Genomic DNA, 24,996 nt, shown 5'->3' with positions numbered 1-24,996 from the left:
AAAAAACAATCAGTGTAAACGGAGTAAGCCTTATGTCAGTATCTAACTTTTCTGCGAAGAAGTTTTTCGCCCAACCAGTGATTGCCACGACTATTTTATTAGCAAGCGTGGCTGCTCATGCTGACTTTAACCATCAGAGCTGGGATAGCTTACTAAATAAGCATGTGACCATGACCAATGGTGGCAAAGCTTCAGTGGTCAATTATGCTGGCATGAAAGCAGATCAAAGTAAGCTGATAAGCTATCTGGAAGCGATAAGCAAGGTATCTCAATCAGAGTTCAATCGTTGGAGTAAAAACGAGCAGTTGGCATTTTTAATCAACGTTTATAACGCTGGTACGGTTGATTTGGTATTGACGAAATATCCAAACGTCAAATCTATCAAAGATATCGGCGGACTATTTGGGTCACCATGGAAGCAAGAGTTTGTTTCGCTACTTGGTAAGACGCGCTCACTTGATGATATCGAGCACAATCTTATCCGTGGTTCTAAACGTTACAACGATCCGCGCATTCACTTTGCGGTCAATTGTGCCAGTATCGGTTGCCCTGCATTGCAAGATGATGCCTTTACTGGCAAGCGTTTAGACAGTCAGTTAGAGCAGGCAACGTCTAAGTTTTTAGCAGACAGTAGCCGCAACAGTCTCAAAGGCGATACGCTTAAAGTATCACCAATTTTTAAATGGTATAAAGAGGATTTTGCAACCAACTGGCGCGGCACAAAAGATTTAGCAGGGTTTCTAGGTCGTTATAGCTCGTCACTAGGATTGAGTAAAGCTCAGACAGCGGATCTCAAACAAGGCAAGATAAAAATAAGCTATAACGATTACAACTGGAATTTGAATAAAAAATAAGCCAGTTTTTAATCTTGCTCGCTGATTAACGTGACGGTATATCCATTGAACCTATCAATTATTGTTCCATTATTAAATGAAGCGGACAACTTGCCTGAGCTTATGGCTCATATTGTCCGTCTCGATCCAGCACCGCAGCAAGTGATATTGGTCGATGGTGGTTCAGTGGATGGTTCGGTTGCTATTACTAACAATGTGCTCAAAAGTACAGAGACTGCTCAATCAGCTATCAACTGGCGTATTATCGAATCTACGGTAGGGCGTGCACAGCAGATGAATGCGGGCGCTATGTTGGCAACAGGTGATGTGTTGCTATTTTTACATGCTGATACCGAGCTGCCTGCTGACGCGATAGATAATGTTCAGCAGGCAATAGCTCAGTACGATTGGGGACGTTTTGATGTCCGTTTAGACAGCCGTGAGCCATTGTTAAAAATCGTCGGGTTCATGATAAATAAGCGCTCGCGCTTAATGGGTATCGCCACTGGTGATCAAGCAATATTTATCAAAAAGTCTTTGTTCGAGCAGATTGGTGGCTATCCTGATCAGCCACTGATGGAAGATATTGAGCTCTGTAAACGGCTAAAGAAAATTGCTCGACCAGCTTGTCTAAAAAGTAAAGTCACGACCTCAGCGCGGCGTTGGCAGCAGCATGGTACATGGCGGACGATTTTTTTGATGTGGCAGTTGCGCTTTGATTATTGGCGCGGCGTATCGCCTGATGTCTTAAAGCAACGCTACTATAATTAGTGAAGTTGTTTGATTTATAAACATGATAGACAAGATAAGAAAGAGCTCGTCCTTGTACATTTGACCAATTGAGAGACCGTTATAGTGACAGCTGATTCAGCTGCAAGACAGCAAGATACCTGCATCCTTCTTTTTGCAAAATATCCCGCGCCTAATAAGGCGAAGACCCGTTTGCAGCCAGCGCTAGGGGTAGATGGTGCTGCACGTATGGCAAGGCAGCTATTACTGCATAGTATTGAGCAGGCCGTTGATACGGGGTTTTCCGTTGAGTTATGTGTGAGTCCAGCACCAACAGATCCATGCTGGCAGGTGCTTGATTTGCCCAACTCGTTGCGCTGGTCTGCTCAGGCCGATGGTGATTTGGGTTTGCGTATGTTGATAGCCAGTCAGCAAGCATTGCAACGTTTTAAAAAGGTTGTGTTAATTGGTACGGACTGTCCTAGTCTTACGTCAGCATGTATTCAGACAGCGGTACAGCAGCTAAATCAACATGATGCGGTCATGATTCCAGCAACTGATGGTGGGTATGTGTTGTTAGGATTTAAACAAGTTAATGACAGCATGTTTTCGGACATTGTTTGGAGTACGGCTAGTGTAGCCGCTGTCACCAAGCAGCGCATGGCGGCATTAGACTGGACACTTTCACTATTTGATCCTTTGCACGATATCGATGAGCCTAAAGATCTAAAGCATTTGCCGTCAGGCTGGCTATATTCTCAAATCAATATCAAAGTCGATAACGACTGATAACGGATAATTGATAACTAGGTCAATAAATTCACCAACATAGTTGTATGTTCTAAGATGATTTACTAAGATTTTTAACTGGATGGCACATTCAATAAGGATATTGTTATGCATGACGTCGTGCAAAATTACTATGGCAAAGAGTTACAGAGTACCAATGATCTAAAGACCTCGGCTTGTTGTGATATCAGCAATATGCCTGAGTGGCTCAAGCCATTACTCGCGAATATTCACGATGAAGTATTGAGTCGGTATTACGGTTGCGGTTTGGTATGTCCAGCGCTGCTCGAAGGCTGCCGAATTTTAGATTTGGGCAGTGGCTCAGGCCGAGATGTCTATGCACTAGCACAATTGGTTGGCGAGAGTGGGCACGTAGTCGGTGTTGATATGACCGATGAGCAGTTAGCCGTTGCCAAACAGCATCAAGCCTATCATGTCGATAAGTTTGGCTATGATAATGTGACATTTTTGCACGGCTATATCGAGAAACTAGATGAACTAGACCTTGAGGCTAATAGCTTCGATATTATCGTCTCAAACTGCGTTATCAATTTATCACCAGATAAAGCTGCGGTTATGGCCAGTGTGCAGCGTTTGCTGAAACCTGGTGGAGAGTTTTATTTTTCTGATGTCTATGCCGATCGCCGTATCCCGCAACACTTAATTGACGACCCAGTCTTATATGGAGAGTGCTTGAGCGGCGCGTTGTATTGGAAGGATTTTAACCGTTTGTCACGAGATGCAGGTTTCTTAGACGTACGTTTGGTTGAAGATCGTCCACTTGAGATTACAGATCCTGCTTTATCAGCTAAAATTGGTGATATTCAGTTTTTCTCTGCGACTTACCGTTTGTTTAAGATAGCATCGCTTGAGGATGCTTGCGAAGATCACGGACAAGCGGTGATATATAAAGGAACCATCGAGCAGTCACCGCATCGGTTTGATTTAGATAAACATCATGCTATCGAAGCTGGTCGGGTATTCCCAGTATGTGGCAATACGTTTCGCATGCTGAAAGAATCGCGCTTTGCACCGCACTTTGAGTTTATCGGCGATGACAGTCGCCATTACGGTATTTTTGCAGGATGCGGTGAGCTACTACCATTTAATCAACCTATGATGCTGGCATCTGGTGCAGGTGGTTGTTGCTAACATTAAAGTAATGTATTTAGCATAAATTTAAATATACATGCTCAATTATAAAAAAGGCCATTATTTTAGATAATGGCCTTTTTTGATTCAATGGGAAACAGCACGATTAAAATTAGACCGATTAGCAGTAGTCAGTTTAAGATGGAGAGTAAATATCAAGATTACGCTAGCAAGGCGGCCAGTCTAATCTTGGTATGCTCGTCCATCGCATCTATAGGTGTGACCAATGCTTGCGCAAGGGCATTGTGGGCGATTGAGTCAGGCAGTTCAGCGGCAATTAAAGCAACGGCTTCTTTAATCACTTTTTGAGCATTGTCCGCATTTTTCATTAGGTTCTGTATAGCATAGTCGGCACTGACGGCTTCTTCCGTTGGATGCCAACAGTCGAAGTCTGTCACCAGAGCTAACGTGGCATAAGCAATACTGGCTTCACGTGCCAATTTGGCTTCTGGCATATTGGTCATGCCAATAATATCTGCCTGCATCTGACGATACCATTCTGACTCTGCCCGAGTTGAGAATTGAGGCCCTTCGATACAGACATAAGTTGCTTTAGAATGACTGCTACCTTCTGCAATATCTGCTTGGTCATAAGCGCGCGTCAAGATGTCTGCTAGGGCAGGGCATAGTGGGTCAGCCATCGATACATGAGCGACGGCACCCTCGCCAAAGAAAGTACTTGCTCGCTGCTTGGTCATATCAATCATTTGATCAGGCACGACCATATCTAGTGGCTTAAGCGATTCTCGTAGAGAGCCAACTGCTGATACGGATACGATATAGCGTACCCCAAGCGTTTTTAGCGCATAGATATTGGCACGATAAGGCACTTCGGACGGGGTCAGTCTGTGGCCCTGACCATGCCGTGTTAGAAATGCGACGGTCACTCCCTCAAGCTCACCTAAGACAATATCATCAGATGGACTACCATAAGGCGTCTGTATCGTTATACTGCGTTTGTTGGTCAGTGATGACATTTGGTAGAGACCGCTGCCACCGATGATAGCAATATCAGCAGATAACGTTGCCAGTACTTCCGTGTGGGGTATTGTCATAAGGACTATCCGAATGGGTTAATAAAAGAGAGACACAGGCTAGTGCCATGTAATATCCTGAACCAAAAAATAGCTCAGATAAAATATAGCAGAACTTTTGCCCTTATAGTTATAAATCGAGATAGTTATAAATCGAGAATTCTCATTAATTTGCTATATCTAAAAATTCCTAAGAAATAATGCGATATGGCGATATTTGCTAGATATCGATAAAGGTTTACAATAGCGACAATTTTTGTTTTAATGTTTATTAAATGGAACTTTGTTTCGCATAGCAAAACATACGTATATATTAGCTCAATTAATGAATGGCCTATATTTTCTCTAATAGCTGTAAATATAAGGTATTGAAAGAAAAAGAGAAAGTAAGCTAAGGTTTATTTATTGACAGAATTACTATATTATTACTCGTCTGTAACGTATTTATGTATAAATACGGATATTGTTAAACGTATAAAACCGATTACTTCAAGGATGAATTCAATGCTTAATTCTTTAAAATCCCCATTACTTTTGTCAGCTATGTTGAGTGCTGCGCTAGGTCTAACCGCATGCTCATCTCCAAGCTCAGAGGGCAGTGATACTGCATCTGCAGATAGTGCGGCAACAGATACTGCAGCAGATAAGCTTGATACTAAATTTTTGACCATCGCTACTGGCGGCGCGTCTGGCCCTTACAACATCATTGGTACTTCATTGTCTGAAGTCTACGTCAAAACCTTTGGCGTAAACTCAAAAACTCAAACCACTGGCGCATCAGTCGAAAACGTCAATCTATTGACCCAAGGCAAGGTCGACATGGTCTTGGCATTGAGTGATGTGGTTACGGATGCTGTCGAAGGTAAAAACAACTTTGAGCAGCCAATCACTAACATTCAACAGATTGCTGTTTTGTACCCTAACGTGGTGCAAATTGTGACCTCAAAAAAATCTGGTATCAAAAACATTGAAGATTTACGAGGCAAGCGCATTGCTGTAGGCGATCAAGGTTCTGGTACAGAAGTCAATGCTCGTACTTTACTGGAAGGGTTTGGTATCACATATGATGATGTCACCGTTGATTATCTAGGCTTTGCTGAAGCCGCTGATGGTATGAAAGCAGGTAAGATTGAAGCGGCATTCTTTAGTAGTGGCCTACCAAACTCATCTTTGATGGAGTTAGAGCAAGGTTTAGATTTACAGATTGTCACTATCAACCAAGACAAGCTAAAAGAAATCATCGCGACCAAGCCTTACTTCAAAACCTTTGAGATTCCTGCTGGCACTTATGGCAACGAAACAGCCGTACCAACTGCAGCAATCATGAATGCATTATTGGTTAGCTCTGATCTATCTGAAGCGGATGGTTATAAACTAACCAAAGCATTGTTCGATAATTTAGATGGTCTAAAAACAGCTCACCAAGCGGCCAATGATATCAGTCTAGAAACCGCTCGTGATGGCATGGTAGCCCCAATCCATCCTGGAGCTAAAAAGTACTATGACGAACAAGCAGCCAAGTAATTCATTGTGGTTATCAACTGGCGCGGCATTTATTGCAGCGCTGGTTTTTTTTACGCTATGGTTAGGCTCTACGCTTCAGTCTGTCGTTGAAGTGCGAGTCGCAGGCGTAAACGGTGCTGATGATAAGGTTTGTTATTTCACTGAGCCTGACTTTCAGCTACGTTGGATACATTCTGTAGAAAAACAGTGGTGGGAAGAGCAGTATCAACGCATAGACGGCAGCAGTACAGAAGGTGCGGAGCTGTTACTGACCACGACCTATTTTGAAGCGTTCGGTGCGGGGACACCCTCCACCGAAATGCTCGCTCCTATACAAAAGCCTGGCTATCTGGGTTATCAAATCAACGAAAAACTGCCTCGCCTTAATTGGGTCGTATCTAGACTGACCAAAGGTGAAATGGATTATGGTGGTCATCGTTTCTTGATTCACCAGTGGGTGCCAGACTATTCTGAAGTGGTGATCATGCCTAAGACGTATGATTTAATTGATAGATTTAAAAAGGACTTTTGTCATGAACTCCCAAGTGACGGATCAAGGTAGTGTGACTACCATGCCAGATGCTCAAGTTGATAACGATGCTGAGGCGGATGCGGTCAACCGAGCAGTATTGGAAAAATATGACCGAGAGTCAATCACGCGTCATATCACTCAAGGACCAGTGAAATATTTTATTGCTGGCATTTGTATACTCTATTCACTGTTTCATTTATATATCACTTTTAATCCAATGCCAGCACTGTTACAGCGCTCTGTACACGTAGGTGTTGGTTTTGCATTGATATTCCTAATTTTTCCTGCTAGTAAAAAAAGTAGCCGCAAGCGAGTGGCATGGTATGACTGGATTTGGTTTGCCTTGTCTCTATCCGGTATGGGCTATCTCATCTATGAATATCAAGATATCGTGACCTCGCGTGGCGGTATGGCCAATCAGGTCGATGTGATATTTTCACTGATTACGGTGGTCTGTGTACTAGAAGGCAGTCGCCGTATCACTGGTTGGATTTTACCAATATTGGCAGGGATATTCTTGGCTTATCCATTTGTCAGTCATTTGGATTTTATGCCCGATAGGCTGCTGACTCGCCCTTATGACATGGGTGATATCTTTGGTCAATTATTCCTAAAAACTGAAGGCCTATACTCTGTTGCGATTGGTGCATCGGTCACCTTTATCTTCTTGTTCATTCTGTTCGGTGCATTCTTAGCACGTTCGGGAATGGGGCAGTTGTTTAATGATTTGGCATTGGCTATCGCTGGTCATAAAAAGGGCGGACCTGCAAAAGTAGCAGTCATCTCTAGTGGCTTTATGGGCAGTATCAACGGCTCAGCTTTATCAAATGTGGTTAGTACGGGTGCCTTTACCATTCCGCTGATGAAAAAGGTCGGCTATCACAAAGATTTCGCAGGTGCAGTTGAAGCCAGTGCTTCGGTTGGTGGACAGATTTTGCCACCGATTATGGGTGCTAGTGCCTTTATTATGGCTGAGACAACAGGCTTGCCGTATAGCACGATTGCCTTAGCAGCATTATTGCCAGCGATATTGTACTATTTAGGCGTCATTGCGCAGGTGCATTTCCGTGCTGGACGTCGTGATCTAAAAGGTATTGCTAAAGAAAATCTACCAGCGGTCAAAGAAGTATTGAAAGCCCGCGGTCATATGCTATTACCAATTGTCTTCTTAATTTTCTTATTAATCAGAAACGTACCTGTAGGATATGCAGCAGCTTATACCATTGGTTTTACCGTTGTGATCAGTATGCTACGTGCCGAAACGCGCATGAGCTTTTCTGATATTTTGGGTGCATTAGAAGATGGTGCGCGCCAGTCGCTAGCGGTTATGGCTGCTTGTGCGGTCGTTGGTATTATCATTGGGGTTGTGAGCCTGACCAGTTTTGGTACGGTGATGACATCCTCTATCGTCACATTAGGCGCAGGATCGCTATTCTTTACCCTTATCTTAACGATGTTGGCATCAATGGTTTTAGGCATGGGATTACCATCTATTCCTGCCTATATCATTACGGCGACCATGGCTGCGCCAGCATTGGCCGGTTTTGATATTCCAATCTTATCAGCGCACATGTTTGTTTTCTATTTTGGTATCTTTGCCAATATTACACCGCCTGTGTGTCTTGCAGCCTTTGCGGGTGCAGGTATATCCGGTGGTGATCCGATGAAGACAGGGTTCTTGTCCCTCAAACTTGCCCTCGCGGGATTCATCGTGCCGTTCATGTTTATCTATAATCCAACGATGTTGATGATAGATCCAACCGGTTTGGCAGTTACAGCAAAAGATTTCCCACTGCCACCTATTGTAGATATTATTACCGTAGTAGTGACTTCAGTAACTGGTGTCATTGCGCTGAGCTCGGCACTTGAAGGGTACTTCAGAGGCGGTATGAATACGGTGACTCGTGTCATCTTAGCTATTGGTGCTTTACTATTGATTTATCCTGAGATTACCACTGGTATCGCAGGTGGTATTATTGTCCTTGGTATTGCTGCATTCAATATCAAAACAGCTGGAAAGCCAACGCCAACTTTAACCGTGTAAAGCATTGGGTTTAATCCTTCGTAAGTCTAACAAAGCTAAAAAAAGGGAGAATAACAAATCTGTTATTCTCCCTTTTTAATATTCTTAAGAAATGTTTTAGCGACTGCTATTCACAATTATTTTCACATCACTTTATTGCTAAATTAGCAGCCAAGTTTGCCTTCAGCTTCTAATGCTTTTTTGCTACGGATCGGTGCTGGGCAATCTTCGCCATAGTACTGACGATCTGCAAAGTAGCTTGAGCGTACCATTGGACCTGCCCAAATGCTAAAGAAGCCAATTTTTTTGCCGTAGTCCATATAGCGTTGGAACTCATCTGGATGGACATAACGATCAACAGGCGCGTGGTTTTTACTAGGCTGTAGATACTGACCGATAGTGATCATATCTACATCATGAGCTTTTAGATCATCGAGTAGGGCATAGATCTCTTCTTCTGTCTCGCCAAGACCAACCATAAAGCCGCACTTGGTGGCGATATCAGGACGACGCTCTTTATAAATCTTAAGCAAATCTAGCGAATGCTGATAGTCAGAACCTGGACGGAAAGCTTTGTATAGACGTGGCACCGTTTCGATGTTGTGGTTAAACACATCTGGTGCAGTTTCTGTCAATAAATCCAATGCGATATCCATACGGCCACGGAAATCTGGTACTAGGATTTCAATCAAACAGTTTGGGCTAAGCGCTCTTGACTCGTTTAGCACTTCTACAAAATGTCCCGCACCGCCGTCTTTTAGGTCATCACGATCGACAGAGGTAATTACGGCATACTTAAGCTGTAGACCTTGAATCGTCTCAGCGGTATGACGCGGCTCATCCTTGTCTAGCTCATTAGGACGACCATGACCTACATCACAGAACGGGCAGCGACGCGTACAGATATCACCCATGATCATAAAGGTGGCTGTACCATCCGCGAAGCACTGTGGCAGGTTAGGGCAGGCCGCTTCTTCACAAACGGTATAAAGCTTTTGCTCACGCAAGGTTGCTTTGATACGAGCAACTTCAGCAGGCGAGGACATTTTTACCCGAATCCAATCAGGCTTTTTCTTTGCCTCGACAGTCGGGATCACTTTAATTGGGATACGGGCAACTTTGTCATAGCCACGCAGCTTTTCGCCTTGGATGGCTTTTTTTGGTTTGGCTTTAGCAGCAGGTACATGTGTTTGTACGGCAGTTGTCATAATGGAGTTATCTCTTAACCCTTTATATTATAAGGGTTTATGGAATTATCAGAATGTTTTATGAGTGCAGATATTATAGCAGAAATTTGGTCGTCAATTTTTAAACAATATTGTTAAGATTACTATGATTGCTCGGACGACCATAGTTTTAAATATCTATATCGATTTCCAACTCATTCAGTATATCTATGGCGGCGCGAAACGCTTCTTGAGTAGCAGGTGCACCGCAGTACGGCAAGCTATGCATGAGCACTTCTCTAATCTCAGCGACACTAGCCCCGTTGTTAATGGCACCGCGTATATGCCCTTTCAACTCATTTGGGCTTTTTTGGGCAATTAAAAAGGCAATAGTGATTAATGAGCGATACTTACGCGGTAATACTGAGTCATCTTGCCAAGTACTGCCCCAAGCGTGCTCAATAATCCAGTCTTGCAGCGGTTGGGTAAATCCTGTGGCAGCATCAAGCGAGCGTTTGACATGCTGCTCACCCATCACCTCAGTGCGTACCTTGAGACCATTGTCATAGTTAGGATTGTTGCCCGTATTGCTATCAGTCATATCGTCGTCCTTAATGTTTACACCAAAGTGTTTTTACCAAATCGACTACTAATCAATCGACTATTAATAAATCTAAGTTGCTACATTTTTTTAAGCTGAATTTTATCGAAGTTGTTTCTTACAAAATCGTATATCAGTCATATGGTGTCTGCTCAGTCATAAAGCAAGCGCTGATTGATAAGCGTAATCAGGCAAATGCCAGTTATAATGAGCGTAACAATCATATTATTGATGGCACTATTTTTATAATAAATGTTCAATATGGCCTTACTATGCGCCTTTTCAGGGCTGAGCCATTAACATTTAAAGCGTTTTAAGCTATGATTGCACGGATAATTATTTCATATAGTATATAGACGCAGGCAGTCATGCTGACTACCCACGTAATGTGCTACACCCCAACTGACGAGGACGACTATTGTGTTAGAAGCTTATCGTAAACATGTCGAAGAACGTGCTGAGCTAGGAACTGTACCCCTACCACTAAATGAAAAACAAGTAGTAGAGTTGGTTGAATTATTAAAGAACCCGCCTGCAGGCGAAGATGCGTTCTTGATGAACCTATTAGAAAACCGTATCCCTGCTGGTGTTGACCAAGCAGCATACGTTAAAGCGGCATTTTTGGCTGCTATCTTAAAGGGTGAAACATCATCACCACTTATCAGCAAGCAAAAAGCTGTTGAAATTCTAGGCACTATGCAAGGTGGCTACAACGTTCAGCCATTAGTTGCTGCACTAGATGATAGCGAAGTTGCACAAGACGCTGCTGAAGCATTAAAGAAAACTTTGCTAGTATTTGACGCGTTCAATGACGTGACTGAAAAAGCTGAAGCTGGCAACACTATTGCTAAAGAAGTGATTCAGTCTTGGGCTGACGCAGAATGGTTCTTGAACCGTGCTGAAGTACCAAAGAAAACCACTTACACGACGTTTAAAGTAACTGGCGAGACCAACACGGATGACTTATCACCTGCGCAAGACGCATGGAGCCGTCCTGATATCCCATTGCATTCACTAGCCATGCACAAAAACTCTCGCGACGGCATCAATGCTGACGAAGAGGGCGTTGTCGGCCCTATGAAGCAGATCGAAGCGCTAAAAGAAAAAGGCCATCCACTCGCTTATGTTGGTGACGTGGTTGGTACTGGTTCTAGCCGTAAGTCTGCAACCAACTCAGTATTGTGGTTGATGGGTGAAGATATCCCTAATGTGCCAAACAAACGTGGCGGCGGTTTAGTACTTGGTAACAATATCGCTCCTATCTTCTTCAACACCATGGAAGATTCTGGCGCATTGCCAATCGAAAAAGTGGCAGTCGATAACCTAAACATGGGCGATGTATTTGACATCTATCCGTACGAAGGCAAAATCACTAAGCATGACTCTGACGAAGTATTATCAACGTTCTCACTAAACTCACCAACATTGCTTGATGAAGTTCGTGCTGGCGGCCGTATTCCATTAATCGTTGGTCGTGGTTTGACTAACCGTGCTCGTGAATACATGGGTCTTGGTCATTCAGACATCTTTGCTAAGCCAGAAGAGCCAGCTGATACTGGTAAAGGCTTTACGCTTGCACAGAAAATGGTTGGTAAAGCGTGTGGTCTGTCAGGCGTACGTCCAGGTATGTACTGTGAGCCTAAGATGACGACTGTCGGCTCTCAGGATACGACTGGTCCGATGACGCGTGATGAGCTAAAAGACTTAGCATGTTTGGGTTTCCAAGCGGATCTCGTGATGCAGTCATTCTGTCATACTGCCGCTTATCCAAAGCCAGTTGACGTTGAGACGCAGCACACACTACCTGACTTTATCATGAACCGTGGCGGCGTAAGCTTACGTCCAGGTGATGGTATCATTCACTCATGGTTGAACCGTATGCTACTGCCTGATACCGTCGGTACGGGTGGTGACTCGCATACGCGCTTCCCAATGGGTATCTCGTTCCCAGCGGGTTCTGGTCTAGTTGCTTTCGCAGCTGCAACTGGTGTGATGCCACTTGATATGCCTGAATCTGTTCGTGTTCGTTTTGTTGGTGAGCGTCAAGCTGGTATCACCCTACGTGACCTAGTACATGCTATCCCTTATCAAGCGATCAAAGAAGGTTACTTGACGGTTGATAAGAAAGGTAAAATCAACGAGTTCAACGGCCGTATTCTTGAAATCGAAGGTCTAGAAGATTTGACCGCTGAGCAAGCGTTTGAATTGTCTGATGCCTCAGCTGAGCGTAGTGCGGCTGGCTGTACCATCACTTTGTCTGAAGCGTCAGTGACTGAGTACCTAAACTCAAACATCACGCTGCTTAAGTGGATGATTTCAGAAGGCTATGGCGATGCACGTACGATTAGCCGCCGTGTTGAGCAAATGCAAGAGTGGTTGGCTAACCCAAGCCTCATGCGTGCTGACGACGATGCTGAATACGCGATCGACATCACTATCGATATGAGCGAAATTAAAGAGCCGATCCTTTGCTGCCCGAACGATCCAGATGATGCAAAAACGCTAGCAGACGTGGCTGGTGATACCATTGATGAAGTATTCATTGGTTCATGTATGACTAACATTGGTCATTTCCGTGCCGCTGGTAAATTGCTACAAGATGTACCAGCAGGTAGCCTCAAGACTCGTCTATGGATTGCACCACCTACTAAGATGGATGCACGCCAATTGATGGAAGAAGGTTACTACAACATCTATGCACAAGCCGGCGCTCGTACTGAAATGCCAGGTTGTTCACTATGTATGGGTAACCAAGCACGTATCGCACCGAAATCTACTGCGGTATCAACGTCTACTCGTAACTTCCCGAACCGTCTAGGTCAAGGCGCTAACGTATACCTAGCATCTGCCGAGCTTGCAGCAGTCGCAGCGGTACTTGGTAAACTGCCGACTAACGATGAGTATCAGCAGTATGCTGGCATGCTAAACAGCATGGGTGATGAAGTCTATCAATACATGAACTTCGACCGTATGGAAGACTATACTGAAGAAGCAGATAAGATTAACGTTGCTCAGTTGACTTAATATATGGTCTAAAACGTTTTTAAGTTCTAAAAATAAACCCCGTATCGTTATGATGCGGGTTTTTTTGCTGATGGCTTCAAGACAAGTAGTATTCATTTACAAACTTTTATTGAGTATCTATAATCAAAGCCAATGGTTGATAATTTTCACTGACGATTTCTACTTTTCACGACTGAGATAAAAAGCCCTATGGAAAATAATATCAAGCTCAATAAAGCGACACCGCCACCATTGCCCGGATCTACGATGGCTAACAATCATAATGATGAAGAAAATTACGGCATCATTGACTGGTTTAAAAAAGGCATGAGAAATTACACGAATTTTTCTGGCCGTGCTCGCCGTAAAGAGTATTGGTATTTTTTTCTAGTACAAATGGGAGTGATGATCGTTGCAATGCTGATAGACGCAATAATATTCAGCTCAGAGACAGGTTTATTTTACATAGTAGCAGTACTTGGTTTATTTCTGCCTGGTCTTGCCGTGACTATCCGCCGCTTGCATGATACTAGCCGCTCAGGATGGTGGTTTTTGATAGGGATAGTACCACTAATAGGATCTATTATATTGCTGGTATTTCTAGCGAGTGATACCAAGCCTGAAACCAATAAATGGGGTCTACCGGCAAAATAGTCCGGCTAAAACAGGCGCCAATCGTTAATAAAACGGCTTACGCCTGTTTACAAATGTCCTCACTGATTTTTGAGTTTGGTTTCTGTATAATATAGGGGCAGGCGGAAACCGTGGCTCTGCACTTCATTTATTTTTTCTAACTCGGGACGGACCGATACTTTGATACGCATCTTGCTATTTAAATACAGGTGCTTTGGAGTCTTGGTTGATGATCTTATCACCGCTTAAACGTCGCTTAATTTATGTGACCGCCTTCGAAATTATCGCGATTATCTTATCTACCATCATATTGATGAAACTCAGTCACAGTGACGCATCAGAATCCTTACCAATCGCCGTAATGATGTCGGTAGCAGCCGTCGTTTGGAACTTTATATATAATACCGCTTTTGAAGCATGGGAACGCCGCAGGCGTATTGTACGTCGCACGTTATGGATACGCAGTGTTCATGCTTTTGGTTTTGAAGGTGGGCTGGTGTTGATCTGCTTGCCACTATATATGATTTGGTACGATGTTGGTCTAGTAAAAGCCTTTATGATGGAAGTAGCGCTACTGCTATTTTTCTTAGTTTACACTTTTACGTTTACTCTGATTTTTGACAAGATATTTACTTTACCTCATCATTCTAAACCCGCGACCGCTTCTTGATCAAAGGCATTGGATAAAAAAGGGCTACCATATTGGCAGCCCTTTTTTGATGGCATTATTGTTTATCTTGTTATTTACCTTGATATACAGGCTTACGCTTTTCGATAAAGGCGCTAACCCCTTCGATAAAGTCATCGGTTTTTGCCATTACGGTCTGTTGCTCTACTTCCGTATCTAACGCCGCGCTCAAACCAGCGAAGGCGTGTACGTTGAAGCTCTCTTTCATAGCAGCCAACGCTTTGCCTGGCAACTGGCTCAATCGTAGCGCCAATGCTTGTACGGTGGCGTCTAGCTCGTCAGCACTAACCACGTTGTTTACCAGATTTAAGCGCGCCATATCTTCTGCTTTTAGCTTATCACCTAGCATTACAAGCTCAGTGGCTTTTGCTGCACCAACCAATTGGTTTAATAAGTAAATACCACCTGCATCTGGCACTAGGCCAATATTGACGAACGCTTGTACAAACTTCGCATTGTCTGCGGCAATTCGGAAGTCACAAGTAAGCGCCAAGTTCATGCCAGCACCTGCCACAGCACCTTCTAATTTGGCAATAATCGGCTTATGGATATGACGTAACTTTAAGCTGACTTCGCCTGCGCCTTCTACCATGCCTCTTAATTTGTTTGAAACAATATCCTTGTCTAATCCTTCAGACAACATCTCTTTAATATCGCCGCCGCTTGAGAAATTACCACCAGCCCCTTGTAAAATAATCACTCTTACTTGATCATCTGCAGCCGCTTTATCTAGCGCTATCAAGACTTGGTTTTTTAAGGGTGTGCCAAAGGCATTTAAGCTTTTTGGATCGTTAAAGGTAATGGTAGCAATGTGCTCTGCAACTTGATAATCGACGAGAGACTGTGACATTTGAGATTTCCTTATTTTAAATGGCGGTTTTAATATTTTGTATCAATGACAATACTTTGAGATAAAGGTAAAAATGGTTCAATGCTGATTACTATAGCAGCTTGCTATGATTATAAAAGCGTGTTTTGTGGGCGCTTAAGACACATCTACATACTGGTAAACTTTCCTATTCTATCGTAAAAGCTGATGCTAGCTAATGAGACAAAACGACTGGCTCGTAAAAAGGCTATGACCTAAGGGGCTAATGGATTATGCTAATATGCCAGGTTGAGCGTAAAAGAGTCGTAAAAGACACAAGGGTACGCTCGAACTTTCATTGATCAAACAAGGATGTGGTTATGCCAACTATCACTGTAAATAACGCTGATATTTATTACGAAGACAGCGCACCGAATGACACACAAAAGCCCGTTATCGTATTTGCTCACGGTCTACTGTGGAGCTCACAGATGTATGATAAGCAAGTAGAGCATTTTCAAACAGACTATCGTTGTATTGCTTTTGATTTTCGCGGGCAAGGTCAGTCGCAGGTTACTAAATCTGGCTATGATATGGAGACGCTGACTGACGATACGCTGGGTTTGCTTGCAGCGCTTGGTATTGATAAATGTCACTTTGTTGGGCTATCTATGGGCGGGTTCGTGGCTCAACGTATCGCGCTCAAACGTCCTGAGTTACTATTGTCGTTAACGCTGTTAGAAACCTCTGCTGACCCTGAAGATCCAAAAAACATACCTCAGTATCGCAAGCTGGTCAAAGCGATTCGCTGGCTAGGTATGAAGCGTGTGAGTAATAAAGTGATGCCAATCATGTTTGGCAGTACGTTTTTGGCGGACAAACTGCGCAAATCTGATCGTAAGCAGTGGCTAACAATGCTACAAAGCAATCGCAAGGGCGGTGTGGTCAAAGCAACAATGGGCGTGATTGAGCGTACAGGTACTTATGAGCAGTTGGGTGAGATTACAACGCCAACACTTATTGTGGTTGGTGATGAAGATGCTGCCACGCCTTATGCCAAGTCTGAACGCATGCATTTTGCTATCGCTGGGTCCAAGCTTGCTATTATCAAAGGTGCGGGTCATACATCGACAGTAGAAGAGCCTGATCAAGTGAACCAAGTACTCCGTCAGTTTTTGGAAAGTTGTGCTTAATGTAGCTACTGTTCGAGAGCTTTAAAGCCTCATATCTATAGAAAAAAGCCGCTACCTGTTATTTGATAGCGGCTTTTTGTATGGTGTAAGTTGTTAAATAGCAGACAGCCATTATCGGCAATGAAAGCTACATTCGTGAGCTGTACTGGCTATGTCCGTCATCAATGGTTCCAAAGGCTTCTGCACGATTGACAATTTCAGTCGCCCAAGCACGGTGCGTCGCAGGCTCTAGCATCGTATTATTGTACTTGAATACCGCTTTGGCCTCAGAGTGAAGGATCGCTTGTGCTTCATCTAATGTACTCAATGGCACACAGTAAGCTTGCTGTACTAGGGCGATTTGGCTTGGATGAATGACAGTTTTGCCTACCATCCCTAAGCTGACGTCTCGGTTCAGCTCTTGCATAAACAGTGTCGGCTGATCCAAGTACTCAAATACTGGCGCGGTAAGATAAAAACCATGCGGCACAAAACAGCCCAGCATTTGATAAGCCAACGTACCGATAGGCGAGTCATAGACAATACTGTTTTTTGGGCGACGTAAGCGCAGTGCTGCGAATAAGTCATTACCGCCGATACGCAATGCAAAAACTGGTTGGCTAAACGCTTCTTTAAAAGCGATGGCAAGCTCCTGATTGTGATGCGGATTAAACAGCGCTGCGGTTTCGAGCGTCGGCATAAGTAGTTGATCTACTTTTAGGTTCTGACAAGCCATGCGCCAGTTAGATAAGCTATACATATCAACTTTTGGCATAACGAAACCATCGATAAGATCGATATGGGTATAGTCAGCCAGTTGCTGTAGCATCATCGGGCTACGTGGACGTATAAAAACCAGTGGACGCGTCGGATGCTGAGCATGAATCTTTGCTGATTTAGATGGCGCATTAATGCTATTCACATGCTCAGCCCAAGTATCCAGCAGGGTGCGCAAACGCTCAAGCGCCAACTCTACATCCTGCTGACTGACCGCATCCTCTAGACAGATAATAATACTATTAATCGTCGGTAGTTTGTCCCGCTTGATGACTTGCCAAATATCTTGGCGAGTCGCAGGCATGTATAAGCTAGCACCGAGCTGATATGGATGGTGCGTGTGCGGTTTGACCATCGCATGACGCTCAGTGATCAGATGCGCATAAGATTGGGTATCATTGTAAAGTTCTGACTCGGTTTTTAGCATATCTGACATAATTGGCATCATAAGTAGAGGGTATAAGAGAACGGAAAAGAAAGTATTTAATACCGTTAAATGTATTAAGTGTCTTGGGAGCGCTGCTTGATAAGCGTGATGGCTTGATAAGGCAGTATTTTATCACCTAATACACTGATAGTGATATTTCGTTGTGCACATAAATGGCGTAGCAGTACGGTATCAGGGTGCTCAGCAGTGGCGAGCAATATACGTTCGGGATCACGGCGTAATATGGCACGTGTTGCCTCGGCAATAGTCGGCTTAATACGGTTGCGATTGACGATATGATAATCTGCTGCCAGCGTCTCTATCAATGCAGCCGTCTGGTAGCGTGGCTGCTGGTAAGTCGGTAAACGCGTTGGAGTTGCAACCAATGATCGTCTCACGGCATCGATACGCTCGATAAATGCCAAGCTATGATCTACCTCAATTAAATCATCATAAAAGACACTGCGATGCAGGCCTGATAACGGCTCCGTGTATAAGCTACGCGAAATTAATCCTGATACGGTGCTGTTTAACAAACCCGATGGGATTAACCAATCTTCTTCACTAGCCGCCAGCCAAGCAACGCCAGCCGGATCGGCAAGAGTTAGTAGCGGAATGACGTCAGCGCCTTGATGAAAAATGTTGGCAAAATTAACATTAGTAGAATCGCTAAACGTCTCTAGACTACGAGCCAACTCTTGATAAATAGCGCCTTTACCTGTCCAACCATCGACGAATACGATTGGACTGTTTGGATAAGCATCCAGTAGCATTTGCAAAGCCACTGGATCAAGACCACGATCGCGAATGATACTGATGCCATAATGTACACTTGGCAAGCGATAGCTACTGTCTGTATCCGACAGCGCACGCTGCAATAACACACCAATTGGCAGACCAGCTCGCACCAAACTGACCAAAACCAGTGGATGCTCATCACTCACATTCTGCTGAAAAACATGATGTAGCGTATGAGACAAATGAGCGATATCAGTCGCGGTCCTTGTTGACCCTTGCTCTAACGCCTGTATGTATAGCTGCTCATGCATTGCAGTAGGTGCTTGCTCTAAGGTCAGCATGTCAGAGTAATGGCGTTGTCCGCTTTGAATAAGCGCTTCTTTTTGACTGACTGGCACATCGGCAACCGCGTCCTTATCCACCATATCGAGTAGGACAGTGACATCGCTTGCAAGATAGCTGCCTGAGCTATAGTTTTTTAAATCGGCTCTTTTGGTCTGTATATTAGGTAAAGTCATAGTATGAATAATAGCACTCTTGATGATAACAGTGGATTTGCGTGGCTGTTGTTTAAGCTGATGGTTTAGCCTGACGATTTAGACTGGTATTGCTCATGCAATTGGCCATGATTGGGCATACCGTACCAGTCCAATAACTGCAAAAAAGGCAGATCAGCTAAGCTATCACCAAAGCCAAAACTGGGACGCTGATGGTCTAAATGATGCTCTAATAAAAACTGTACCGCATGACGCTTATGAACCGCATGGGGCAATATCGCTAGGTTATTGGCATTCACATGCACATAGAAATCTTGATCAAAATCACGTATCAAAGTGGGCAGTTTCTCAGCTAAATCTACGAGCGCTTGATGATCCTTCTGCGCATGTTTGATAGCCAGATAAATGGTTAATTCTTCATCAATAGAACCATTGTTAAAGCTATCGATATGCGGTGTGAATACTAAATGACTTTGCTCGCTTTGACTATGACTGGCAAATAACTGGCTTAACTTAGTAAGCTTAACTTGCAATGGCGCAAGCTTACTATACATATGCTGCTGCCAACTGCTCAGCAGCGCTCCGTCAGACGTTAAAATAATCGCTCCATGGGTCAATACTTGCCAGCTATCAAAGGGCAGCTTAACGCGTTTTATTTCACTACGATCCCTTGCCGTCACTACAATTAATTCAGTACTAGCAAGCAACCAATTAAAAAAGGTTGCTTGGCGCTGACTCATAAAACTCAGTGGTTCGTCTTGTTTATTGACCGTCGAACAAACCAAAGTCTCAGGCTCAGTAGTGGGCAAATCCCAAGCGTCAATTTTACGCTGGGTTTGAAATAACGTGTCGTCCAAATCCATCAAGGCATAAGGCTTAATAATATCTGGGTTGGCTTTAAAAAAGGAGGTAGGCATGGCATCGTCCGTAAATAATAGGTTTGAAAGTTAGAGAGCAGTTTAAAGACTAGGGCCCACCACCAGCACGTTATCTAAACCTCGCCACATAGCATCCACACTATCAGCTGATGTTTCTATACACAACACAATCAAATCCCAATCACTAGGCTCAACGTTATAAGCAAAGTTGGTCATACCAAGCCCGTAATTATCGCTAAAGCTCAGCATCGTGGTAATCGCTCCACCAAGCGCAATCGGTGAACGGGTTAATGCACTAAAATTAACCATGGACGCTGTATCTCCGCTCAGTTTTTTAGACTCTATTTCAAGCCATTCAGCCAATAAAAATGGCAACCAAACAAACTCATTGCTACCCAAGACTAAGATTTTTCTTGGTAGCTGAGTAACATCAAAGTTTTCTTGGCCATCGAAGCGCGTAAATGCACTCTGAAAACTTGAAAGATAGTTAGCAAACCCATCTGTACTGTCTAGCGTTGGAAAACGCCCCCAGTTGCCCGTATCACCGAGCGCCTGACTACCAGCGGCAGTAGTATCAACAGATGGCATTGTAATAGGTTCAGGATTGGGTGCATCAGTCCATTGCCATGCGCCAGACAGTAAATGATGACGATGAAACTCAATACCAGCGAGACGATCGGCCATACGTGTAGGCTTAGCATCTGACTGTGGATTAGATGTTTCTTGATCTAATGACCAGTCTACCAATGTTGTTAGATGCACTTGCTCTAACTGGCTCAGTCCTGCTTCACGTAAGGCAGTGACGACATTCACACAGGTATTGCCCGTTGAGGCTTCATCATCGACCATAATCAGTGTTTTACTGGCCAGTAGCTGCGCTTGAGTAACGCTATCTTTGCTCTGATAAATCAAATGCTGGCTCGCATGACTGTGGTCTTCACAAAATGTCGTCAGCAAGGATTTGGTACCATTCGGATCACTACTTTCATCGTGCTGTGCATGACGCGTAGAGTTTAATAGCAGAGCTGGAGGATAGCGCGTTTGCAATGCTTGATGGACGCCAGCAGATAGACCAACAGCGGTCTCTGCCATACCAATGACTAGCACTGGCTCGGCCAAGTCACTAGGCACTAAGTCAGCTAAATCAGTAAATGCCTCTCGCATAGTGCTTGGCGCAACGGGAATATGACGACCTAGTACTTTTGAGACAAACAAAAACGCACGCTTTGGATTAATACGCTGGGCAAATCCTAGCAAATCTTCTAACTGATAATGGGCGTGTTGTTCTGCGCCATTTTTATTAGTGACTGATTTATTAGTGGCTGAGTTGGTTTGATAAGTTAGATCTAGCGTACCACGGGGTAGGGTGATGGTCGTACTGTGTTGCTCATTTAACATTCATATTCCTTGGCGCTTTTATTTATATATCGTATAGATTTCTTAACCCTGACAGCCAACCAGCCATAGGGCACTGCGACTTTGCTTGCTTAGCTGAGGTGTTGTAAGAGGCGTAGAACTGGTCAAATCAGTCGTGTTCTCCAAACTGATGCCAGCGCTCGCCAGTAGGGCAGATAATAACTGAAATTTCACCGCATAGTTCATATTTTGTGCATGTTCATGAACCAGACTAGACGTGACCATACCGACGACCTCTCCAGTCGGCAATAATAAAGGACTACCACTAGAACCGGGCTGAATGGGTGCGGTGAATTGCATATGACGGATATCGTTATTTAAACCTGTCAATCCTGATATACAGCCTTGAGTGACTTGCAGTTGGCTACTCAGTCCTGATAACGGAAACCCCAGTGTGGTAATGGTCTCACCCAATATATCAACACATTGCTGCGCCAGTGGGAGGTAGCTAGGCAAAGGATCGCTAACTCTAATAATAGCTGAGTCGCTTCCGATATCGCTGAGTACGACTTGTGCCTCGCGATCAGGCTGACCTTGCTGACGTATGCCAACCATCGCTGCTGACTCAATTACATGATAGCAGGTCAACAGATGATAGGGATCAATAGCAAATGCTGTTCCTGTCCAAGTCTCGCCTGCTTGTACATGACGGGGAGGGCGAGCTTCGTTATTTAGTTGAATACGCTGCTGCTGTTGCGCTTCTTGAATAAGCGTATGTGTGCTAGGCGGACGAACATTCAGACTAACCTGTACATGATGCTCAAGGCTTGCTAAGCCTTGTGTTGATGCCTCACCAAGTGCCCGACACTTGAACTGTCCATTACGCTGATATATTTCTAATATAATCGCTGCTTTGACATGCCGCTCGTTCGTTGTGAAGTTATAGCGAATATCTCCGTTGTTGAGCGTGAGGCTTACGTCGTTTAACTCTACCGCTGGTAAGTTTAGGCTTGGCTCATGATAAACATAAGCAATCAGTTGTAAGAAACTAACGCCAAGCGTATCAAATAGCTGGGGTAAATCTAACTGCCATGTACTTGGATTATCCTTGTTATCGAGCTGAGCCCAGTCTTTAGACTCATGTAAATAAGCAGGACTACAAACGGCTTTACGATAGGCATCTAATGGCAACCACAATAGCCCAAGCTGCTGTCCAAATCCCAATGATTTAGTAGTAGAAAATGCGATCGAACACTTTGCATTTTCGATAACCGTATTGGCTCCTAGCACTAATTCGACTTGCTTCAACATCACATTTCCTTAGTTTATTTGCGTGATTATAATTATTTTTATTGTTTAATGATTTTATCCTTGAGACTAAAATTTGACTACACAAAGGTTTTTTATTTTATTTTGAACCTATTATTCTACAAAGAGAAAACATTAATAGGTGTTTTAATATATAGTTAAGATTAATTGCATAATAGATATATCAAGATATATAGGTTTAAATAGTTTTGGAATTCCTTTTAATAATTAATTACTTTTAGAAAATAATGATGGGGTTTTATAGTCTAGCCATTTGTCGGCTAATGTAGCCACTTATCGGACAAAGCCATATAGTGTATTGCTACAAAACAAGATTCCGGTGATAATACAATCAAAATCTATTGCTATTTAGTAACTCTACTGTGACTAAGTGTTATCTGTAAATTCTAAATATAGTATTTGATTTAAACCTATTAATTCTAATCTTATTTTCAAGCTTATTACTGTTTCTCGATTAATGAATTTCTAGTAGTTAGAGCGCTTATATGCCTAATAACTATAAAAATCGAAGTTTCATCTACTGAATATAGTTCATTTCTTATAATATAAAAGATATATAAAAACTATCATATGGTTGATGTCTGCATATCTTTTATATTGTGAGAAAGCCAGTTGGTCGGACTTTTGAAACGTTATTCACATTAGCTTATCTAGATGGCTTGATATAAGAAAGCGTAGCAGTATTTTAAGAAAAGGAGTGCTCTGTGAAATTCTCTTGTGCATTAGAAACGTCTTCTGAACGTATTCGTCTGGTCAATGTTATTTCGCCGCTTATCAAAGCAGGTTATCAGCTGGTCTCCCAAAGACAAGAGGCTTCAGAGAATGGTGGTAATATCATTCATGTGATCGCAAGAAGCCTAGGCTCTAAAACGCAAGCAGATCTAATCGATGACTTGTCTTCAATTGAAGGCTGTACGCTTTTTAATCTAGAAATCGATGAAGAGGGCGGCTCGTCAGCTGCCCCTGCAAAGAAGACATTGGATGAGAAAAGCGTCTTATCAGCCATCGGTGCTTATTACCCTAAAATAGCAGATATTGTCAGTCAGTATGAAGATAGTTTACCTATTGAGCGACGTGTGACGGCATTGCAGGAGTTGGGTCGTAAGGTTGGCGGGGGTATTTACCAACGTGATTATTCACTTGGTAGTCCACTAAAGATGCCTACTACGATCACTCGTGAGCTTGTACCAGCACTAAAAGGCCTGTCTAAAGTTAAAGCAAAGAATAATGTGATCTATTTAATCAAATGTCCGTTCTGTAAGTCGTCAGATCATACTCACTCAGGATGCCATTTTATTGTAGGTTATATAGAAGGCTTTTTGGCAAGCAACCCTGCTATAGATGTGGTTCAGGTTGAAGAGACTAACTGCGGCGCCGGTAGTACCAATATTTGTGAATTTACCATTGGGTAGGAAAAATTGTGCATAGATAATTTTATGTCTATGCAAAAAAATCAACGAGCGAATGACGCACCGTGTTGCAATAAAAGTAACGTTATTTGACTCAATTCTTATGATAGATAAAAGGCAAAAAAATGATGGAAGTTGAATATAACTTACTTTTGGTGTTGGTCTCATACGCCATTGCAGTATTTGGTTCTTATGTTGGCTTAAACCTTGCCATTCGAGTACCTTCTGCTAAGCCAGGAACGGATTTGTATTTTTGGGTAGCGTTATCATCGATTGCTATCGGTGGTGCGATTTGGTCTATGCATTATATCGGTATGATGGCAGTAGATATGAAGATGCCTGTGACTTATGACTTAGGGTTAACAATTGTCTCAATGCTACTCGCGATTTGTTTCGTTGCAGTCGGTATTGTCATCGTAGGTCGCGGTGAACCAAGCGTTGCTAAGTTAATCGGTGGCGGCGTACTTACTGGACTGGGTGTTGCAGCCATGCATTATACCGGTATGGCCTCTATGCAGATGGACGCTACCATGTCATATAAGATACCGCTGCTTATCTTATCGATTGTGATTGCTATTGCAGCCGCTATCGCTGCGCTATGGTTGGCATTCAATCTACGTGGTACATTACAGCGTTTTGGTAGTGCCTTCATCATGGGTCTTGCAGTTTGTGGTATGCATTACACTGGTATAGCCGCGATGGAAATGACGATGACTGATCACTCAATGTCTATGGATTATACGCATGCAGGTGCCATATCTTCATCAATTATGATCTTCATCGGTTCAGCAATCGTATTGAGCTTACTATGGGTTATTGCTTCTAAAAATGCACCTAAGCAAGCGACACTAGCCTTTGGCGAGTAATTTTAAACGTTGATTTTTAATACTTTTCAAGAATGAAGATAATAAAAAAGGTT

The 24,996-nt window shown here is 43.3% G+C and carries 22 protein-coding genes; 13 read left to right on the top strand and 9 right to left on the bottom strand.

Features of this window, described 5'->3' with window-relative positions; translation table 11 throughout:
- Nucleotides 1–32 precede the first annotated feature (32 nt).
- From ACS8FA_RS24325 to ACS8FA_RS24310, 4 genes are all read left to right on the top strand, one after another.
- Nucleotides 33–854, top strand: a complete 822-nt coding sequence (locus ACS8FA_RS24325) for a DUF547 domain-containing protein (RefSeq protein ID WP_439264777.1) — start codon at nucleotides 33–35, stop codon at nucleotides 852–854.
- Nucleotides 855–899: 45 nt separating this feature from the next.
- Entirely contained in the window at nucleotides 900–1,604 is a 705-nt protein-coding gene (locus ACS8FA_RS24320) for a TIGR04283 family arsenosugar biosynthesis glycosyltransferase (RefSeq protein ID WP_439264779.1), read from the top strand.
- Between the two features lie 84 nt (nucleotides 1,605–1,688).
- Nucleotides 1,689–2,351, top strand: a complete 663-nt coding sequence (locus ACS8FA_RS24315) for a TIGR04282 family arsenosugar biosynthesis glycosyltransferase (protein ID WP_439264781.1) — start codon at nucleotides 1,689–1,691, stop codon at nucleotides 2,349–2,351.
- A gap of 108 nt (nucleotides 2,352–2,459) precedes the next feature.
- A complete protein-coding gene (locus ACS8FA_RS24310) occupies nucleotides 2,460–3,503 on the top strand; it encodes a methyltransferase domain-containing protein (RefSeq protein WP_439264783.1) in 1,044 nt (347 codons plus the stop codon).
- Between the two features lie 161 nt (nucleotides 3,504–3,664).
- On the opposite strand, the gene mtnP is transcribed toward ACS8FA_RS24310, so the two are convergent.
- Nucleotides 3,665–4,558, bottom strand: coding sequence for an S-methyl-5'-thioadenosine phosphorylase (mtnP, locus tag ACS8FA_RS24305; RefSeq protein WP_439264785.1), 894 nt, complete (start codon nucleotides 4,556–4,558; stop codon nucleotides 3,665–3,667).
- 483 nt (nucleotides 4,559–5,041) lie between these two features.
- Here mtnP and ACS8FA_RS24300 point away from each other — a divergent pair, with 483 nt between their 5' ends.
- From ACS8FA_RS24300 to ACS8FA_RS24290, 3 genes are read left to right on the top strand one after another with little or no spacing between them, the layout of a single operon-like run.
- Entirely contained in the window at nucleotides 5,042–6,061 is a 1,020-nt protein-coding gene (locus ACS8FA_RS24300) for a TAXI family TRAP transporter solute-binding subunit (protein ID WP_057760864.1), read from the top strand.
- Entirely contained in the window at nucleotides 6,039–6,602 is a 564-nt protein-coding gene (locus ACS8FA_RS24295; protein WP_420229271.1) for a DUF1850 domain-containing protein, read from the top strand. Before ACS8FA_RS24300 ends, ACS8FA_RS24295 begins: the two co-directional genes overlap by 23 nt.
- Before the next feature lie 10 nt (nucleotides 6,603–6,612).
- A complete protein-coding gene (locus tag ACS8FA_RS24290; protein WP_238050775.1) occupies nucleotides 6,613–8,616 on the top strand; it encodes a TRAP transporter permease in 2,004 nt (667 codons plus the stop codon).
- A gap of 143 nt (nucleotides 8,617–8,759) precedes the next feature.
- Here ACS8FA_RS24290 and lipA read toward each other — a convergent pair whose 3' ends face one another.
- Both lipA and ACS8FA_RS24280 read right to left on the bottom strand, forming a co-directional pair.
- The gene (gene lipA, locus ACS8FA_RS24285; protein ID WP_057760861.1) at nucleotides 8,760–9,803 is read right to left on the bottom strand and encodes a lipoyl synthase; all 1,044 of its coding nucleotides are present in this window, start codon (nucleotides 9,801–9,803) and stop codon (nucleotides 8,760–8,762) included.
- Between the two features lie 148 nt (nucleotides 9,804–9,951).
- Complete coding sequence (locus ACS8FA_RS24280; RefSeq protein ID WP_347163439.1) at nucleotides 9,952–10,362, bottom strand: carboxymuconolactone decarboxylase family protein; 411 nt, start codon at nucleotides 10,360–10,362, stop codon at nucleotides 9,952–9,954.
- Between the two features lie 420 nt (nucleotides 10,363–10,782).
- Here ACS8FA_RS24280 and acnB point away from each other — a divergent pair, with 420 nt between their 5' ends.
- The 3 genes from acnB (at nucleotide 10,783) to ACS8FA_RS24265 (ending at nucleotide 14,668) form a co-directional block, all read left to right on the top strand.
- Nucleotides 10,783–13,386 (top strand): bifunctional aconitate hydratase 2/2-methylisocitrate dehydratase, encoded by a 2,604-nt coding sequence (acnB, locus tag ACS8FA_RS24275; RefSeq protein WP_298807215.1) that lies wholly within the window; start codon nucleotides 10,783–10,785, stop codon nucleotides 13,384–13,386.
- Nucleotides 13,387–13,575: 189 nt separating this feature from the next.
- The gene (locus tag ACS8FA_RS24270) at nucleotides 13,576–14,019 is read left to right on the top strand and encodes a DUF805 domain-containing protein (protein ID WP_227684614.1); all 444 of its coding nucleotides are present in this window, start codon (nucleotides 13,576–13,578) and stop codon (nucleotides 14,017–14,019) included.
- Nucleotides 14,020–14,227: 208 nt separating this feature from the next.
- Nucleotides 14,228–14,668 (top strand): PACE efflux transporter, encoded by a 441-nt coding sequence (locus ACS8FA_RS24265; protein ID WP_439264790.1) that lies wholly within the window; start codon nucleotides 14,228–14,230, stop codon nucleotides 14,666–14,668.
- Nucleotides 14,669–14,738: 70 nt separating this feature from the next.
- Here ACS8FA_RS24265 and ACS8FA_RS24260 read toward each other — a convergent pair whose 3' ends face one another.
- Nucleotides 14,739–15,536, bottom strand: a complete 798-nt coding sequence (locus ACS8FA_RS24260) for an enoyl-CoA hydratase/isomerase family protein (RefSeq protein WP_439264792.1) — start codon at nucleotides 15,534–15,536, stop codon at nucleotides 14,739–14,741.
- Between the two features lie 338 nt (nucleotides 15,537–15,874).
- Here ACS8FA_RS24260 and ACS8FA_RS24255 point away from each other — a divergent pair, with 338 nt between their 5' ends.
- Entirely contained in the window at nucleotides 15,875–16,687 is an 813-nt protein-coding gene (locus ACS8FA_RS24255) for an alpha/beta fold hydrolase (protein WP_290177614.1), read from the top strand.
- A 127-nt stretch (nucleotides 16,688–16,814) separates the two neighbouring features.
- Here the strand turns inward: ACS8FA_RS24255 and ACS8FA_RS24250 are convergent, their stop codons facing one another.
- The 5 genes from ACS8FA_RS24250 to ACS8FA_RS24230 form a co-directional block, all read right to left on the bottom strand.
- Nucleotides 16,815–17,879 (bottom strand): HpcH/HpaI aldolase/citrate lyase family protein, encoded by a 1,065-nt coding sequence (locus tag ACS8FA_RS24250; RefSeq protein ID WP_439264794.1) that lies wholly within the window; start codon nucleotides 17,877–17,879, stop codon nucleotides 16,815–16,817.
- Nucleotides 17,880–17,944: 65 nt separating this feature from the next.
- Entirely contained in the window at nucleotides 17,945–19,126 is a 1,182-nt protein-coding gene (locus tag ACS8FA_RS24245) for a cysteine protease StiP domain-containing protein (RefSeq protein ID WP_439264795.1), read from the bottom strand.
- Nucleotides 19,127–19,191: 65 nt separating this feature from the next.
- Nucleotides 19,192–20,022 carry an HAD hydrolase family protein gene (locus ACS8FA_RS24240; RefSeq protein ID WP_439264797.1) on the bottom strand — a complete coding sequence of 277 codons (831 nt, stop codon included), beginning with the start codon at nucleotides 20,020–20,022 and terminating at the stop codon, nucleotides 19,192–19,194.
- Nucleotides 20,023–20,064: 42 nt separating this feature from the next.
- Nucleotides 20,065–21,381 (bottom strand): phosphoribosyltransferase domain-containing protein, encoded by a 1,317-nt coding sequence (locus tag ACS8FA_RS24235; protein ID WP_439264799.1) that lies wholly within the window; start codon nucleotides 21,379–21,381, stop codon nucleotides 20,065–20,067.
- Between the two features lie 42 nt (nucleotides 21,382–21,423).
- Nucleotides 21,424–22,650: a S1 family peptidase gene (locus tag ACS8FA_RS24230; protein WP_439264801.1), complete on the bottom strand. Its 1,227-nt coding sequence runs from the start codon at nucleotides 22,648–22,650 to the stop codon at nucleotides 21,424–21,426.
- A gap of 722 nt (nucleotides 22,651–23,372) precedes the next feature.
- Between ACS8FA_RS24230 and ACS8FA_RS24225 the strand changes: the two genes are divergently transcribed.
- Both ACS8FA_RS24225 and ACS8FA_RS24220 read left to right on the top strand, forming a co-directional pair.
- On the top strand, nucleotides 23,373–24,080 hold the full coding sequence (locus tag ACS8FA_RS24225) for a hypothetical protein (RefSeq protein WP_165596808.1): 708 nt from the start codon (nucleotides 23,373–23,375) through the stop codon (nucleotides 24,078–24,080).
- Nucleotides 24,081–24,202: 122 nt separating this feature from the next.
- The gene (locus ACS8FA_RS24220; protein WP_439264802.1) at nucleotides 24,203–24,943 is read left to right on the top strand and encodes an MHYT domain-containing protein; all 741 of its coding nucleotides are present in this window, start codon (nucleotides 24,203–24,205) and stop codon (nucleotides 24,941–24,943) included.
- Nucleotides 24,944–24,996 lie beyond the last annotated feature (53 nt).

It is taken from the genome of Psychrobacter sp. 1Y1 (assembly GCF_051847395.2).
In the GTDB taxonomy this organism is placed as follows: domain Bacteria; phylum Pseudomonadota; class Gammaproteobacteria; order Pseudomonadales; family Moraxellaceae; genus Psychrobacter.
Note: the sequence above shows the minus strand (reverse complement) of the source record. Positions and strands in the feature narration are given on the sequence as shown.

Excerpts from the sequence above, each read along its gene's own strand:
- ACS8FA_RS24325 (WP_439264777.1), top strand. The coding sequence starts at position 33 with ATGTCAGTATCTAACTTTTCTGCGAAGAAGTTTTTCGCCCAACCAGTG.
- ACS8FA_RS24310 (WP_439264783.1), top strand. The coding sequence starts at position 2,460 with ATGCATGACGTCGTGCAAAATTACTATGGCAAAGAGTTACAGAGTACC.
- mtnP (WP_439264785.1), bottom strand. The coding sequence starts at position 4,558 with ATGACAATACCCCACACGGAAGTACTGGCAACGTTATCTGCTGATATT.
- ACS8FA_RS24300 (WP_057760864.1), top strand. The coding sequence starts at position 5,042 with ATGCTTAATTCTTTAAAATCCCCATTACTTTTGTCAGCTATGTTGAGT.
- ACS8FA_RS24295 (WP_420229271.1), top strand. The coding sequence starts at position 6,039 with ATGACGAACAAGCAGCCAAGTAATTCATTGTGGTTATCAACTGGCGCG.
- ACS8FA_RS24290 (WP_238050775.1), top strand. The coding sequence starts at position 6,613 with ATGCCAGATGCTCAAGTTGATAACGATGCTGAGGCGGATGCGGTCAAC.
- lipA (WP_057760861.1), bottom strand. The coding sequence starts at position 9,803 with ATGACAACTGCCGTACAAACACATGTACCTGCTGCTAAAGCCAAACCA.
- ACS8FA_RS24280 (WP_347163439.1), bottom strand. The coding sequence starts at position 10,362 with ATGACTGATAGCAATACGGGCAACAATCCTAACTATGACAATGGTCTC.
- ACS8FA_RS24270 (WP_227684614.1), top strand. The coding sequence starts at position 13,576 with ATGGAAAATAATATCAAGCTCAATAAAGCGACACCGCCACCATTGCCC.
- ACS8FA_RS24265 (WP_439264790.1), top strand. The coding sequence starts at position 14,228 with ATGATCTTATCACCGCTTAAACGTCGCTTAATTTATGTGACCGCCTTC.
- ACS8FA_RS24260 (WP_439264792.1), bottom strand. The coding sequence starts at position 15,536 with ATGTCACAGTCTCTCGTCGATTATCAAGTTGCAGAGCACATTGCTACC.
- ACS8FA_RS24255 (WP_290177614.1), top strand. The coding sequence starts at position 15,875 with ATGCCAACTATCACTGTAAATAACGCTGATATTTATTACGAAGACAGC.
- ACS8FA_RS24250 (WP_439264794.1), bottom strand. The coding sequence starts at position 17,879 with ATGTCAGATATGCTAAAAACCGAGTCAGAACTTTACAATGATACCCAA.
- ACS8FA_RS24245 (WP_439264795.1), bottom strand. The coding sequence starts at position 19,126 with ATGACTTTACCTAATATACAGACCAAAAGAGCCGATTTAAAAAACTAT.
- ACS8FA_RS24240 (WP_439264797.1), bottom strand. The coding sequence starts at position 20,022 with ATGCCTACCTCCTTTTTTAAAGCCAACCCAGATATTATTAAGCCTTAT.
- ACS8FA_RS24235 (WP_439264799.1), bottom strand. The coding sequence starts at position 21,381 with ATGTTAAATGAGCAACACAGTACGACCATCACCCTACCCCGTGGTACG.
- ACS8FA_RS24230 (WP_439264801.1), bottom strand. The coding sequence starts at position 22,650 with ATGTTGAAGCAAGTCGAATTAGTGCTAGGAGCCAATACGGTTATCGAA.
- ACS8FA_RS24220 (WP_439264802.1), top strand. The coding sequence starts at position 24,203 with ATGATGGAAGTTGAATATAACTTACTTTTGGTGTTGGTCTCATACGCC.